At 41.9% G+C, this 15,123-nt stretch carries 15 protein-coding genes; 10 read left to right on the top strand and 5 right to left on the bottom strand.

Annotation, left to right across the window (positions count from 1 at the left end; genetic code table 11):
• The gene (locus tag RT064_RS01010; RefSeq protein WP_313060348.1) at window positions 1–582 is read right to left on the bottom strand and encodes an acyl-CoA thioesterase; all 582 of its coding nucleotides are present in this window, start codon (window positions 580–582) and stop codon (window positions 1–3) included.
• Between the two features lie 115 nt (window positions 583–697).
• Here RT064_RS01010 and RT064_RS01015 point away from each other — a divergent pair, with 115 nt between their 5' ends.
• Window positions 698–1,276, top strand: a complete 579-nt coding sequence (locus RT064_RS01015) for a DUF924 family protein (RefSeq protein ID WP_313060350.1) — start codon at window positions 698–700, stop codon at window positions 1,274–1,276.
• Here the strand turns inward: RT064_RS01015 and queG are convergent.
• Window positions 1,273–2,400 carry a tRNA epoxyqueuosine(34) reductase QueG gene (gene queG, locus RT064_RS01020; RefSeq protein ID WP_313060352.1) on the bottom strand — a complete coding sequence of 376 codons (1,128 nt, stop codon included), beginning with the start codon at window positions 2,398–2,400 and terminating at the stop codon, window positions 1,273–1,275. The two genes, RT064_RS01015 and queG, sit on opposite strands and share 4 nt — an antisense overlap.
• Window positions 2,401–2,470: 70 nt before the next feature.
• Here queG and RT064_RS01025 point away from each other — a divergent pair, with 70 nt between their 5' ends.
• Window positions 2,471–4,147: an NAD(P)H-hydrate dehydratase gene (locus RT064_RS01025; RefSeq protein WP_313060355.1), complete on the top strand. Its 1,677-nt coding sequence runs from the start codon at window positions 2,471–2,473 to the stop codon at window positions 4,145–4,147.
• A gap of 111 nt (window positions 4,148–4,258) precedes the next feature.
• On the opposite strand, the gene RT064_RS01030 is transcribed toward RT064_RS01025, so the two are convergent.
• Complete coding sequence (locus RT064_RS01030) at window positions 4,259–4,735, bottom strand: DUF4124 domain-containing protein (RefSeq protein ID WP_313060356.1); 477 nt, start codon at window positions 4,733–4,735, stop codon at window positions 4,259–4,261.
• Window positions 4,736–5,504: 769 nt separating this feature from the next.
• Here RT064_RS01030 and RT064_RS01035 point away from each other — a divergent pair.
• The 8 genes from RT064_RS01035 (at window position 5,505) to RT064_RS01070 (ending at window position 12,951) form a co-directional block, all read left to right on the top strand.
• Window positions 5,505–7,220: an acetolactate synthase 3 large subunit gene (locus tag RT064_RS01035; RefSeq protein ID WP_313060623.1), complete on the top strand. Its 1,716-nt coding sequence runs from the start codon at window positions 5,505–5,507 to the stop codon at window positions 7,218–7,220.
• The gene (gene ilvN, locus RT064_RS01040) at window positions 7,220–7,711 is read left to right on the top strand and encodes an acetolactate synthase small subunit (RefSeq protein ID WP_007116784.1); all 492 of its coding nucleotides are present in this window, start codon (window positions 7,220–7,222) and stop codon (window positions 7,709–7,711) included. The genes RT064_RS01035 and ilvN overlap by 1 nt, the downstream gene beginning before the upstream one ends.
• Window positions 7,712–7,759: 48 nt before the next feature.
• The gene (gene ilvC / locus RT064_RS01045) at window positions 7,760–8,776 is read left to right on the top strand and encodes a ketol-acid reductoisomerase (RefSeq protein ID WP_065252581.1); all 1,017 of its coding nucleotides are present in this window, start codon (window positions 7,760–7,762) and stop codon (window positions 8,774–8,776) included.
• Between the two features lie 148 nt (window positions 8,777–8,924).
• Complete coding sequence (locus RT064_RS01050) at window positions 8,925–9,464, top strand: hypothetical protein (protein ID WP_313060359.1); 540 nt, start codon at window positions 8,925–8,927, stop codon at window positions 9,462–9,464.
• A gap of 211 nt (window positions 9,465–9,675) precedes the next feature.
• Window positions 9,676–9,888, top strand: a complete 213-nt coding sequence (locus RT064_RS01055; protein WP_007116781.1) for a cold-shock protein — start codon at window positions 9,676–9,678, stop codon at window positions 9,886–9,888.
• A gap of 469 nt (window positions 9,889–10,357) precedes the next feature.
• Window positions 10,358–11,107: an electron transfer flavoprotein subunit beta/FixA family protein gene (locus RT064_RS01060; protein WP_313060360.1), complete on the top strand. Its 750-nt coding sequence runs from the start codon at window positions 10,358–10,360 to the stop codon at window positions 11,105–11,107.
• A 68-nt stretch (window positions 11,108–11,175) separates the two neighbouring features.
• Window positions 11,176–12,108 (top strand): electron transfer flavoprotein subunit alpha/FixB family protein, encoded by a 933-nt coding sequence (locus RT064_RS01065; RefSeq protein ID WP_060994967.1) that lies wholly within the window; start codon window positions 11,176–11,178, stop codon window positions 12,106–12,108.
• A 207-nt stretch (window positions 12,109–12,315) separates the two neighbouring features.
• Window positions 12,316–12,951 (top strand): hypothetical protein, encoded by a 636-nt coding sequence (locus tag RT064_RS01070; protein ID WP_313060364.1) that lies wholly within the window; start codon window positions 12,316–12,318, stop codon window positions 12,949–12,951.
• An 86-nt stretch (window positions 12,952–13,037) separates the two neighbouring features.
• Here the strand turns inward: RT064_RS01070 and corA are convergent, their stop codons facing one another.
• Both corA and RT064_RS01080 read right to left on the bottom strand, forming a co-directional pair.
• Entirely contained in the window at window positions 13,038–14,198 is a 1,161-nt protein-coding gene (gene corA / locus RT064_RS01075; protein WP_313060626.1) for a magnesium/cobalt transporter CorA, read from the bottom strand.
• Window positions 14,199–14,705: 507 nt separating this feature from the next.
• On the bottom strand, window positions 14,706–15,089 hold the full coding sequence (locus RT064_RS01080) for a DUF2237 family protein (RefSeq protein WP_203171806.1): 384 nt from the start codon (window positions 15,087–15,089) through the stop codon (window positions 14,706–14,708).
• Window positions 15,090–15,123 lie beyond the last annotated feature (34 nt).

A 15,123-nucleotide genomic window follows, 5' to 3' on the forward strand; every position in this document is an offset into this window, starting at 1 on the left:
TTACTCGTTGATAGCAGAATCTTTGGCAAGGTGGACATTGGCTTTAGGAAATGGGCGGATTTTATCGGCGTCTGACCAAGCTTTGACCCAGTCATCAGGTGGCATATTGATATCTTTATAATCCAATGCGCTGAGCACTTGCTCAGTCGGCAAAACCTTGCCTGTCACGATGTTGGTGATACCGGTGCGCAGCAGCGCAGAGCAAGTCGGCTGACCTTTGACCCACATGCTTTGTTCAATATAAAACCAGCGCTCATCAACGGCTATCAGTCGGGTTTTGATGGTGACCTTATCAAATAAACGAACACGCTTACGATATTGGATGGTACTACCAGCGACCACCAGCCCCCAGCGATGCTTGAATAATTTTTTGGCAAGCCCTGAGCGAATGGCAAGATCGTTTCGCCCCAAATCAAACAGCGTAAAAATACGTCCGTTGTTCATTTCAAAAAAATGGTCAATGTCGTTGATATTAGCGGTCAAGGTGATTTCGCTGGTATCGGTTAATTGAAGCGAATGACCTTGCTTTTGTTTAATCGCGCTTTTGATGGCATGGGTGCCCAGTCGTAAAAAAGGATACATGGTTGTTCTCAATCTAAATTTGTGCCACATTATAGGTAAATCGCGCTTGTTTAGCAAAATTTGTCACTATCATTACCCGACAAGTCACTATAATTACCACACAAAAGGAAAGCAAATGACCAATCAAACACAGGTAGCAGCGCAACCCTTATCAGCGGACGCTAAAAAGGTATTAGATTTTTGGCTGCAGCAAAATACTAAGCCATTTTGGTTTGCCAAAGATGAGGATTTTGATAAAACTGTAACGGCTAAATTTTTAGCCACACTTGAGCAAGCCAAACGAGGCGAGTTAGGGGATTGGCGAGCCAGTACAAAAGGGCGATTGGCAGAAATTATTGTATTAGACCAATTTTCGCGCAATATTTTTCGAGATTCTCCACAGGCTTTTTCCCAAGATGGCATGGCGTTAGTATTGGCACAAGAAATCGTCAAACAGCCAGATTTTGACAAGTTAAATCAAGATGAACGCAATTTTGCTTTAATGCCTTTTATGCATGCAGAATCGGCAAACATTCATCAGCAGGCGTTGCCCCTGTTTAAAAAATACGCCAGTGCCGATACGTTAGCGTTTGAATATAAGCATCAAGCCATTATTGAGAGATTTGGGCGTTATCCGCACCGCAATGCGATTTTGGGTAGACAATCCAGTGAGGAGGAAATTGCCTTTTTACAACAACCCAACTCGTCATTTTAACTTTTATTAAGTTGTTGCTCTATCGCCCAATCAATATGTTCTTGTGTGTTCTCGCTTAGCATGGGGCGTTTTTCTTGCAATTTGTCAATAATTGCTTGGCTAAATGGTGCGTTGCCCAAGGCTACCGCCACATTGCGCATAAAATTGTCGTAGCCCGTGCGGCGAATTGGCGAGCCTTCAGTTTTTGTCAAAAAATCCTGTGCATCCCACGCCCATAACTCAAGTAGTGACACCTCATCTAAACGGTGACGCGGATTAAAATCCTCAATCGTCGCTAATCTGGCAAATTTATTCCAAGGACAAATCAACTGACAATCATCACAGCCAAAAATGCGATTGCCGATTTTGGGGCGAAGTTCTACAGGGATTTTGCCATCTAATTCAATGGTTAAATACGAAATACACAGCCGTGCATCGACATCATAATGCCCGGTGGTTGTTTTGCGGATGGCATGGGTAGGGCACACATGAATACAAGCACGGCAACTGCCACAATGCGATGATATGGTTTCGATTTGCTTGTTATCCTCTGCCAACGGCAAGCTGGTAAATAATTCCCCCAACACAAAAAATGATCCCGCTTGTGGATGAATCAGCAAAGTGTGTTTGCCTGTCCAGCCCAAACCCGCTTGCTCAGCCAACGCGCGCTCAAATATAGGCGCGGAGTCGCTAAAGGGGCGAAATACAAAGTCGTTGGCATATTGCGGATAATCGGTGGTTAATTTTTCTTGAATCAGTTTGGCTAGGGTTTTTAATAAGCCTCGCATGGTTTTATGATAATCACGTCCTCGAGCATAGCGGGCAATAATCGCTGAGTTGGGGCGCTCGTTGTCTGGTACACTGCGCTTGGGCGGCGGCGTGACCAGATAATCTAAACGCACGCTAATGATACTTTGCGTCCTGTCAACTAACATGGCAGGGTTAGCACGTTTATCATGATTGTCTTCAAAAAACAGCATATCGCCATGTTTACCTTGTGCTAGCCAGGTTTGCAAGGCATCAAGCTGTTTGCTAAAGATGGGATTAGTGGGATGGACAAAGCCACAATCAGCAAACCCCAACGCCTTGGCTTGCGCCTTTATCCAGCCCTTGAGAGCATTAAGTTCGTTTGTAGTGTCCAACATGCCAACAACCAGATAAAATTAAAATGCTATTATAGCAAAATAAACACCTACCACATCATTGGATCATCTTATGCAAAGTAATGCACAGACGGATAAAAATACTGTGATGCAAAACGCCATTGCCTTATATACCCCCAAACAAATTTATGACATTGAAAAAAACTGGTTTAGCAAAAATGACAGTTTTGCCTTAATGCACCAAGCGGCATGGCAACTTGCACACATCATCAAGCAGGAAAGTAGCAATCAAAAAGGCAATCCCCCTCAAAAAAGCAATCACCTTCAAAAAAGCAGTCACCTTCAAAAATCGGTATTGGTAGTGGCAGGCGCGGGTAATAATGGCGGCGATGCTTGGTTGGTGGCGCATTATGTTCACCAGCTTTGCCCAAATTGGTCAGTTACCGTAGTACAAGTCGCAGCGCCTAGCACCCTCGACAGCCAAACAGCAAAGCACCTGTACCAGTCAAACTGTGCAAATGCGCCAAAATATATAACATTGACAGCATTTTTACAGCCGCTCCATGAGCTTGGTTTAAGCTATCAGTATGATGTGGTGATTGATGGGTTGTTGGGGATTGGACTTGATGGCAAGCCTAGCGCTGATTATCAGACAATCATCAATTGGATTAATCAATACCGCAAGCAAGTTCACGCTTGTCAAGTCATCAGTATCGATGTACCCAGCGGACTTAATGCCGCTACGGGCGAAGTGTACGATGATACGGCGATTAAAGCAGACAAGACACTTTGTTTAATTGGGCGAAAAGTCGGACTGCATATGGGGGATAGTAAAGATTATGTTGGCACTGTGATCGATGTGCCTTTGCTCCCTGTTGAGCAATCAGGTATCTTGTTGCATACCCAGCTGCCTAACTTGCCACAACGTCAGCAGGTGAGCCATAAAGGTACGTATGGTCATGTACTCATCATCGGTGGCAATCGGCTACAAGATGGGCATGGCATGGCAGGGGCGGCGATATTAGCCGCCAGTGCAGCATTGAGCAGTGGTGCAGGCAAAGTCACCGTTGCTTGTCATCGTGATTCTCATTCAGCCATTGTCACCGCTTTGCCCAATGCTATGACCGCGGATTTACACAATATCGCTAGCATCATCGAGCTGATTAATGCGGTGGATGTGGTTGCCATTGGCATGGGTTTGGGTAGAGATAAAGCAACGCTTGATTTATTTAACCAGTATCTTACGGCCATCAAACAATCAGAAAAGCTATGTGTCATTGACGCCGATGGTTTATACCATTTGGCAGATTGGGCAGGCACGAGTGACGGTTTAAATGCTCCCATTCAACCACGATTGGGACAGTCAAACCAACGGTTTTATCTAACGCCGCATTCAGCGGAAGCAGGACGGTTGCTCAATCAACCCTATGCCGACATCGATCGAAACAAAATCAGCGCGATTCGGGCATTAGCTCACCAATATGGGGGCAATTGGCTCATCAAAGGGGCACAAACAATTGTGCTTGAGCGTGACAGTTTTGAACAAGACAGCATTGATATTTGCGGCTTGGGTAATGCCGGTATGGCAACGGCTGGCATGGGCGACTGCTTGGCAGGTCTGATGGCGGGCTTATTGGGGCAAACAATTGCCGCACCCATGCTAACCTCCGTGCTCATACATGCCAAAGCAGGTGATACGTTAGCAGAAAAAATGGGTGAATATGCGTTGCAGGCCAATCACATGGCATCGGCAATCGGTGACATCATCCATCAAATCACGCAAGATTAAAATCACGGCAGGTTAAGAAGGTTCAATAGAAAAACGGTGAGAATTCACTCACCTTTAACCTTTACATACCTTTAATTTTAATTGAATGCTAAAGTTATATAGCATGCAAAGTTATTTACAGTATTGGCTCACTGTCTGCGCGACTTGCTGACGGCGTAGCTCAATTTCACGACCATCTAAATATTTACGTTCACCTTTATTGTCCATTTCATAGACTCGCCCGCCTTGGTTTAGATTGGCAAGGGTACTTTGTAAGGCTTTACAGCGCTCCGCATCTTGCTGTTTTTTGAGTTGCTGATTTTGTGCCTCAAGCTCAGCAGCGCGTTTTTGATCGGCTGTTAACGTTGGTGATACACCTGATGCAGCACCTTTGCTATTGCCAGCGGTTGCAGGTGCACGACTACTAGGTCCAAGTTCACGGGTATTAACCACTTGCACTTGTCGCAAATTAACGCCATTGGTCGGCGCATATTGGCTATAATGCGGCACACCATTTTTGTCAGTCCACTTGTAATAAGTTGCTGCATTTGAACTCGCCATAACGAATGGTGATAACATGAGTGATAACAAAAACAGTGGCTTTAACATTGTTTTTCCTGTGCAAGAAACGAGAAAATTATGCGATAGCCTATCACAGCTTGATAACTTTTAGCAGTAAATTTCGACAAGATAATCGTTTAATCTCCTAAAGGTAATTTTCTAAAAACAACTGGCTCAATCAGTCTGAGATTTTAAAGTTTATCAAGCCTTAAAACCAATCCTTAAAACCAATCCTTAAAATCAAGCCTCAAACGATTCATTTACCTATAACTAAAAGTTATAAATTCTAGTAACTTTTTTTTGTTGACAAGTGTTAAAAAAACTCACATCATAAGTCCTCTACTGGTCGTTAGTAACAATTATCGTTGGTTACTAATTGGTAAAATCTAAGCTGATTGGCGCTATCCGCTGATTAGGCTCTACAATTGGATGAGAGCATTTTTTACCGTTGTTGTTGTTCATGAATCTAAACAAAAGAATCTAACAACCCTGACTTATCGGTCAACAAAGACAAAAAGTAGCCATCAATTTACTCATTACGTAATTTTCGTGGTGCTTTCTTTTTTGGTTATCATGCTTTTTGCCCTCGTCTGATTTGTTCACTGTTAACTTATGACGGTGTTGAAGATTCTTGCTAATCATTTAGCAATTTTTATCTAAAACAACTTCCCAGTATCATTTTTGAAGACGACCATAAAAGGTGATGACAGTGACTCAAACTACCCAAGCTCCCAATATGACGGGAGAAAACCAAACGGCTCACGCTGCACCCAATTTTGACAAAAAAACCGCCAAAGCCTCAGCAGGTGAACCTGTTATGCTGTCTGGTGCAGAAATGCTGGTGCAAGCGCTAATTGACGAAGGTGTTGAATACATTTTTGGCTATCCAGGCGGCGCCGTGTTGCATATTTATGATGCTTTGTTCAAACAAGATAGCATTGAGCACATCCTCGTGCGTCACGAACAAGCAGCGGGTCATATGGCAGATGCTTATTCCCGTGTCACAGGTCAAACAGGGGTGGTATTGGCGACATCAGGTCCAGGCGCCACCAATACGGTTACTGCCATCGCAACCGCGTTTATGGATTCTATTCCGATGGTTATCATTTCAGGTCAGGTGCCTTCAAGCCTCATCGGTGATGATGCATTCCAAGAAACTGATATGATTGGTGTGTCACGTCCTGTCGTCAAACACAGTTTTCAAGTACGTCATGCCAGCGAAATCCCAGAAATCGTTCGCAAAGCATTTTATATTGCAAGCTCTGGTCGCCCAGGTCCTGTGGTGATTGATGTACCCAAAGACAAAACTGCGCCTAACGAAAAATTCCCTTATCATTTCCCTGAGTCGGTCAGTATGCGTTCTTACCAACCATCGGTTCGCGGTCATTCAGGACAAATTCGTAAAGCCATCGAAACCTTAATTGCTGCCAAACGCCCTGTACTATATTCAGGTGGTGGCGTGATTGCGTCAAACGCCAGTGCAGAATTAACCGCATTAGCCCGTTTACTTAATTTGCCGGTGACTAATACTTTGATGGGATTGGGCGCTTATCCAGGGTCGGATAAACAGTTTTTAGGTATGCTTGGGATGCATGGTACGTATGAAGCCAATATGACCATGCACAATTCAGATGTGATTTTGGCTGTGGGTGCGCGTTTTGATGACCGTGTGACCAACAATACGCAAAAATTCTGTCCAAACGCTAAAATTATCCATATTGATATCGACCCTGCATCAATCTCAAAAACCATCAACGCACATATCCCGATTGTCGGTGATGTAAAAAATGTGCTAAGCGATATGCTCGCCGTATTAACAGAAAATAACGCACAGCTTGACCAAGCCGCGCTAAATGATTGGTGGGCGCAAATCAATGAATGGCGTAAACGTCATGGTCTACGCTATGACAAAGATGACAGCAATGGCATGAAACCACAGCACGTTGTTGAGCGCTTATATGAGTTAACCAATGGTAAAGCTATCATCACATCTGATGTGGGTCAGCACCAAATGTTTGCCGCCCTATACTATAAATACGATGAGCCGCGTCAATGGTTAAATTCAGGGGGTTTAGGCACTATGGGGGTAGGGTTGCCTTATGCAATGGCAGCCAAACTTGCTAATCCAGAGCGTGATGTGGTCTGTATCACAGGTGAAGGCTCAATTCAGATGAATATCCAAGAGCTATCAACTTGCCTACAATATAACTTACCAGTGAAGATTTTAAATCTTAACAACGCCCAGTTGGGTATGGTCAAACAATGGCAAGACATGATTTATGAAGGTCGTCATTCGCACTCTTATATGGATTCATTGCCAGATTTTGTCAAACTTGCAGAAGCTTACGGCCATGTCGGTATCCAAATCACCGACCCAGCCAAACTCGATGAACAACTTGCTTATGCCTTATCACTCAAAGATCGATTGGTATTTATCGATGTGCTAGTCGATAAAAACGAGCATGTTTATCCAATGCAATTAGCAGGTCAGTCAATGCGTGATATGTGGTTAGCCAAAGGGGAGCGTACCTAATGAAACATTTAATTTCTGTCTTAATGGAAAATGAATCAGGGTCACTGTCTCGTGTGGTTGGCTTATTTTCACAACGTGGCTACAACATCGAGACACTGAACGTTGCCCCAACCGATGACCCAACTTTATCGCGTTTGACTTTGACCACAGATACCGATCAAAATAAGATTGAGCAAGTGACCAAACAGTTGCACAAGCTGATTGAAATCGTTAAAGTAACCACGCTGACCGATAGTGTACATATTGAGCGCGAACTCATGCTGATCAAAGTACGTGCCACGGGTAGCAACCGCGAAGAAGTGAAGCGCTGTGCGGATATCTTCCGTGCAAGTATTGTTGATATCACGCCCAATGTCTATACCATTCAAATTGTCGGTGACACCGCAAAATTGGACGGCTTTATCGAATTGATGGGACGTGAACGCATTTTAGAGGTCGTACGTTCTGGTGTTATTGGTATCGCTCGGGGCGAAAAAATCCTCAGCGTCTAAATTTACCAACCTTTTAATAGTAGTTGTTTTTTACACAAGGAAATAGTTATGAACATTTTTTATGATAAAGATTGTGATCTATCAATCATCCAAGGCAAAAAAGTTGCGATTATCGGTTACGGATCACAAGGTCACGCCCACGCATTGAACCTAAAAGACAGCGGTGTTGATGTCACCGTAGGGCTTCGCAAAGATTCATCATCTTGGAAAAAAGCAGAAAATGCCGGTCTAAAAGTGGCTGAAGTAGAAGAAGCCGTCAAGCAAGCTGACTTAGTCATGATTTTGACCCCTGATGAATTCCAAAAACAACTTTACAATGACGTGATTGAGCCAAACATCAAACAAGGTGCAACGCTTGCGTTTGCTCATGGTTTCTCAATCCATTATAACCAAGTGGTACCACGCAAAGACCTAGACGTCATCATGATTGCGCCAAAAGCACCGGGTCATACCGTGCGTAACGAATTTGCCACAGGCGGCGGTATTCCTGACTTAATCGCCGTTTACCAAGATGCCTCTGGTCAAGCCAAACAAGTGGCGTTATCTTACGCGATGGGCGTCGGCGGTGGTCGTTCAGGTATCATCGAAACAACGTTCAAAGACGAAACTGAAACGGACCTATTTGGTGAGCAAGCGGTACTGTGTGGTGGTGCGGTTGAACTGGTCAAAATGGGCTTTGAAACCTTGGTTGAAGCAGGTTATGCCCCAGAAATGGCTTACTTTGAATGTCTACACGAATTAAAATTGATTGTAGACTTGATGTACCAAGGCGGTATTGCTGATATGAACTACTCAATCAGTAACAACGCAGAATACGGTGAATATGTAACAGGTTTAGAAGTTATTAATGACCAATCACGTGAAGCGATGCGTAATGCCCTAAAACGTATCCAATCAGGCGAATATGCAAAAATGTTTATCGCTGAAGGTATGTCAAATTACCCATCAATGACAGCGCGCCGTCGTCAAACCGCTGAGCACGAAATCGAAAAAACAGGTGCCAAACTTCGCGGTATGATGCCTTGGATTACCTCAAGCAAAATCATCGACAAAGAGAAAAACTAGTTTTGCACCCAGTTAGTTTTACCAATGGCATCATACCCAATTGGTAAAAACAATAAAATGACAATAACCCTGCGCTGTGTAAAGTTACATGGACAGGGTTTTTTAGTATAAAATAATGGGTATCGATATAAAGTTTATGAGATTTGTTTTGAATATAGCGTCTGTTTGGCAGTTGTCGACTGCAACTTTGTTACACACTTTTAGCGGTATGAGTTCTTTGCCTGCATTGGCAAATCCTTTGAATCACCTGATGGGAGATAGCTATACGTTAAATTGGCAAGCAATTTATCTGGTCGGTACCTTAATTGTCGCCCTACTGATTGCGTATGAATCCATTGTTTTGAAGAAAAACTTAGGAAAACTGCCACAATCGACGTTATTTAGTGTGAGCTCCATATTAGAAACCGTGTGGCTCATGGTATCTGTGGTCGCCGTATATTATGGCGGATTTAGTAGCATCGCCAAAGTCGTGCCATTTGCCTATATTTTGTATAGCATATTTGGTTGGATTTACGGATTTTATCTACTCAAAGATCAGGCGGGCGATATTAAAGATGTTGATGATATGAGTATGCCCATCAAATATATGGACTATAGCCTATCATTTTCACTGGTGATTACGGTGACCAGCATTGCGATATTTATCAATATGTTGATGAACGGTGTTATCGCCTTTAATCTAGCTTAATAAAGTCAATTTAAATCCCTTTTTAATTGTAACTTTGTGGCAAAAAGTTCAAAAAATAGTAGGTGAAACGCTAAAACTAGGCTATACTGTCATTATTCGCTAAAATACACTTAACAAACTTTTGGTGATGACAATTTATAACACCCTGTATTTACCTAAGTAATTGCAAGCGTTATAGATAACATAGTTAATTTTTAATGTAGGATTTTTTATGTCAGATAAAGCTACTGGTACTGTAAAATGGTTCAATGAGAGCAAAGGCTTCGGCTTCATCGCTCAAGACAATGGCGGTCAAGACGTTTTTGCTCATTACAGTGCAATCCAAGGTTCAGGTTTTAAAACACTTAAAGAAGGTCAACGTGTGAGCTTCGTATTGAGCCAAGGTCAAAAAGGCCCACAAGCCGAACAAATTGAAGCACAATAATAATAATTACAAGCTTAATTGTTTGTTTATTAACTGCTTATCTTAATTAGCTTGCAATAAAGAAAAACAACCAAACGATAGGTTGTTTTTTTTTGCGCGTTTGTTTTGTGTTTAATGTTTATATCAAGCACAAGACATTGTATGTTGAATATTTAGTTTAAAAATTTCCCTAATTATTTTAGTTATGATATATTCGAAAAATTCAAGAATTTTTGATGTTTTCCAACCATTTTTTTATGACTTAAAATTCATAGGATTTTCTTGATTTGTTGGGTAAGTTATCGCAACATATATTATTAACGAAGATAATGGGTATTGTGAGTATTCACAGTATAACTATTCTTTTTAGCTTGCTAAGTTAGCTCACTAAGCTAGTTTAAGTTAACAAGAATAGGATTTTCATTTTATCATGACTGGGGATACTTGGATTTATCCTCCTTTTTTAATTCATATAACAAACGAGGAACGTATGAAAGCATTAGTTGCTGTTAAACGTGTAGTTGACTATAACGTAAAAGTTCGTGTAAAAGCGGACAACACTGGTGTTGACTTAACCAATGTTAAAATGTCTGTAAACCCATTTGATGAGATTGCTGTGGAAGAAGCTGTACGCCTACAAGAAGCGGGCGTCGTCTCTGAAATTGTTGTTGTATCTATCGGACCAAAAGAAGCACAAGAACAAATCCGTGGTGCAATGGCACTGGGTGCAGATCGTGGTATTTTAGTTGAAACGACCGACACTGTACGTCCATTACAAGTCGCAAAAATTTTAAAAGCGATTGCACAAGCTGAAGCTGCTGACATCATTTTACTAGGCAAACAAGCGATTGATGATGACAACAACCAAACAGGTCAAATGCTAGCGGCATTACTAGACGTGGGTCAAGCAACCTTTGCATCACAAGTAAAAGTCGACGGGGGCAGTGTCATTGTAACACGTGAAATCGATGGTGGCTTACAAACCGTTCAGTTATCATTACCTGCGGTTATCACCACTGATTTACGGTTAAATGAACCACGTTATGCCAAACTGCCTAACATCATGAAAGCGAAGAAAAAACCATTAGAAGAGAAAAAACCAGAAGATTATGGTGTTTCTACCGCTAGTAACATTCAAATCGTAAAAGTAACGCCACCTGCAGAACGTAAAGCGGGTGTTAAAGTTAAATCGGTTGACGAGTTAATCGATAAATTAAGAAACGAAGCTAAAGTTATCTAATCATTTAACTACCTTCAATTTAATTCGTCATTTAACGATAGCGATTATCAAATATTAAGGAAAATCTCATGGCAATTTTAGTATATGCAGAACATGATAATAAAGAGCTGAAAAAAGCAACACTCAACACCGTAACGGCAGCAAGCAAAATCGGTGGTGATATTGTTGTATTAGTTGCAGGTCTTGGCTGTGAAGCCGTAGCAGAACAAGCCGCTAAAGTAGCGGGGGTGTCAAAGGTGCTTTGCGCAAGTAATGCTGCTTTTGAACATCAACTGGCTGAAAACGTTGCTAAACTCGTAGTATCGCTTGCAGGCGATTATAGCCATATCGTTGCACCAGCAACAACCACAGGTAAAAACTTCTTACCACGCGTTGCTGCTTTGTTAGACGTGAATATGCTAACTGATGTGACCGCTGTGATTGATGCAGAGACATTTGAGCGTCCAATCTACGCAGGTAACGCCATTGCAACCGTTAAAGATACTGAAAGCAAAAAAGTTATCACAGTTCGTACCACTGCATTTGATGCAGCGGCAGCAGAAGGCGGCGCAGCCAGTATAGAGCAAGTAAGCGCAGGCGAAGATGCGGGCAAATCAAAATTTGTCGGTGAAGAGTTAGCAAAATCTGATCGTCCAGAATTAACTGCTGCAGAGATTGTTGTATCAGGTGGTCGTGCATTAGCCAGCGGTGAAAACTTCACCAAGTATATTGAGCCACTCGCTGATAAGCTAGGTGCTGCGATGGGTGCATCACGTGCGGCAGTTGACGCAGGTTATGTGCCAAACGACCTACAAGTGGGTCAAACGGGTAAAATTGTTGCGCCAAACCTATATATCGCCGCAGGTATCTCAGGTGCTATTCAGCATTTGGCAGGTATGAAAGATTCAAAAGTTATCGTTGCCATCAACAATGACCCAGAAGCGCCTATCTCTCAAGTAGCTGATTATTTCCTAGAAGGTGATATTTTTACAGTCTTGCCAGAATTAACTAGCAAATTGTAATTGCCGCTATCATAAGCTACTAAGCGATAAATATATAGGCGATAAATATAAAAAAACCTCATGCTTTTTGAGGTTTTTTTATTTGCTATTTATAGGCTAAGCAGTGACTTAATTATCGCTAAAAGTATATTGATTGTTGTATAGCGACTAGGTAATATAATAAAAATTGTGGGATTTTATTGATAGTAAATTTTTTGGAAATAAATCGTGAAAATGGATTTAAAAAAATTCCGTACAGAAATGCAGCAGCGGCTTAGCGAGCAGCAACTAGACAATGTGAAAGTACGTCCCTTTATCTGTTCAGGGTCACCCCTTAATTGCAAAATCATGATGGTCGGCTACAATCCAGCTCGCGAAGTTAATTTAGACGTGTTTGATGCAAATATTTGGCATGATGACATAGGGTTTGATCGTGAATCGTTTGCTGAACATTATGACATCGCTAGCTACAATGATGATTTACAGTGGAATCGCAACCATATATTTCAGCAAAATTTGATTGATGAAATCTCAAATCATCCTGTGATTGAAACTTATCTTTATAGTGTTATCACCCCTAAAAAAACTTTATTAAGCCCTCAGCATAAACACACACATATATTTGATTGGCTATATAGTATTCTCAAACCTGTTTTAGTCATTACCCAAAATATTGATGTAATTAAATATTTTGAGCGAGAAGCCAATAAAATTCTGGTGAGAAATACTTTTAATGCCATTACTTATCGCGATTTACACTGTGTGATTTTGCCCATCAGCCATTTATCCAAAAAATGGAATGACACTGAAATGTACCATTTGAAAGAAGAAATTGATGAGCTGTTTAACTTAATTGATGTGTAGACAATTATTTGTCATTGATAAATTAATAGCGCAATAAAAAAGCTTAACAGCATCATCTGTTAAGCTTTTATAATTAAAGATAAAATTTACAACCAACCTGCCTTTTTAAAGCGATAATAAAGCGTGAAACAAATGGTCAAAATAAATGCCAACAAAATATAGTAGGCATAATGCATTTTTAGTTCAGGCATATTTTCAAAATTCATCCCATAAATCCCTGCGACGGCGGTCGGAACCGCGAGGATACCTGCCCAAGCGGCAAGTTTTCGTACCACCTCATTCTGACCCATATTCACCACGGCCATGTAAGTATCCATAGCAACACTGAGCATTTCGTTGAGTCCATTGACCGCATCAAGCGCACGCAGTAGATGGTCATTGACGTCGCGAAAATACGGTTTGGCTTGGCTAGGGAAACTTGGAATCAAATCAGTCTTTTTATGATTGATAAAAAAATTACAGATATCTTGTACGGGTAAGATGACAGCACGCATATGTACGAGCTGTGATTTTAATTCATACAAATTCCGCAGCGTATGCTTGTTAAAGTTTTCAGAGAAAATTTCCCGTTCTTGCTCGCGCAAATAACGTCCTAATTTTTCAGTGACAGGTAAGTAGTTATCGACGATAAAGTCTAAGATGGCGTGCAGCACAAAGATGGGTCCAAGGCGTAATTTTTCTGGTCGGCGATGGCAAAAATCTCGCACACTTTGGTAGCTATGAGAGGCACCTTGACGAATAGTGATGATATATTGCTTGCCCATAAAGATAGCCGTAGTGCCATAACGAATGGTGTTTTCGGTCAATTTGGCGGTTCGTACCACCACGAACACGCTATCATTACCATAGCTTTCAACTTTGGCGCGTTGATGCTCAGCGAAAGCATCTTCAATGGCAAGTTCGTGTAAGTCGAATGCCTCTTGGACTTCTCGAATGGTTTCGATACTTGGGTCATGCAGTCCTACCCAAACAAATACGTTGTTGTTGGATAATTCGCGGCGCACATCATCAAGTTCAATCTCGCCGATTTTTTCCCCAGATTTACGAGAGTAGGCAAAGCAGTTGGCAATCTCATTTTTCCCTTTAAAGCGATCTTCGGTGATTTCAGCTTCAGGGTTGTACTCAGGGGGTGGTACATCGGTAGGTGCATAGACTTCGACAGTGCCGTCATCGTCATAATTTTCGCCATAGATATAACTATCATCACCGTGCAAATCGAGTTCTTCATCAGTGATTTCATCATACATGACATCCGCGTTGGCAAGGGTAAAAGAATCCGTCGACATATCATGTGGCGGATTAAGCGCTGAGGCTAAAGGCGGCGTTACGCGCTGGGTCGTCTGAGTGGGGTGCTCTAATAAATCGTCGCTGCGTTCAGATAAATTTTTGTTTTGGTGGGGTGGCGTCATAACCAAAAACCTCGCTATCACGATTTGAAAGAGTTGTATCAGATCGAATAAATGTGTCCAGTCGTTATCAAAGTACTTAAAAGGTAGCAACCACAAAACAGCAAGTAAACATCAAAGTAGGCAAATGCGCCTGTGTGTTCTTGCTATTTTGTAACTCTCAGTGATTTTTAAACGAATAAAAAAAGAAGTCATGCATTAACAATGCAATCATACGGCTAAAATTAGATGGATAATGATAACAGTGAAAAATGACAATCTCAAGATAATTATACGTGACACTCCGCTAAAACCTAGTTGAATCTAGTTAACCATGGACTTAGTAGCGGTCATTATTTCACTATCGCCTTAAATAGCATACTGCTGCAACGTGTCTATATCTACTAACTCTAAGAGGCTCTCATGGCATGCGGCAAGCTTTAGCGGCGGCGCAACCCCTGCATCCAATGCTTCCACCCAGCGCAGGGCGCACACGCACCAAAAATCATTGGGCTGCAGCCCTGGAAAACCAAATTCGGGTAAAGGGGTCACCAAATCATTGCCTTTGGCAACAGAAAACTCCAAGAATTCTCGGGTCATTCTAGCGCAAACCGTGTGTAGGCCGATGTCACCAGCACCGGTATGACAAAAACCATTTCGATAATAACCTGTTAACGGGTCGAAACAGCAACTCGCTAGTGCGGTACCCAGTACATTGGTTTGGTTTAATTCAGCTTTTGGATGATAGGACATAATAAGCTCTTTTAATGTTTTAATGGGTTAGATG

Source organism: Moraxella sp. CTOTU49097, from assembly GCF_032064105.1.
GTDB lineage: Bacteria > Pseudomonadota > Gammaproteobacteria > Pseudomonadales > Moraxellaceae > Faucicola > Faucicola osloensis_B.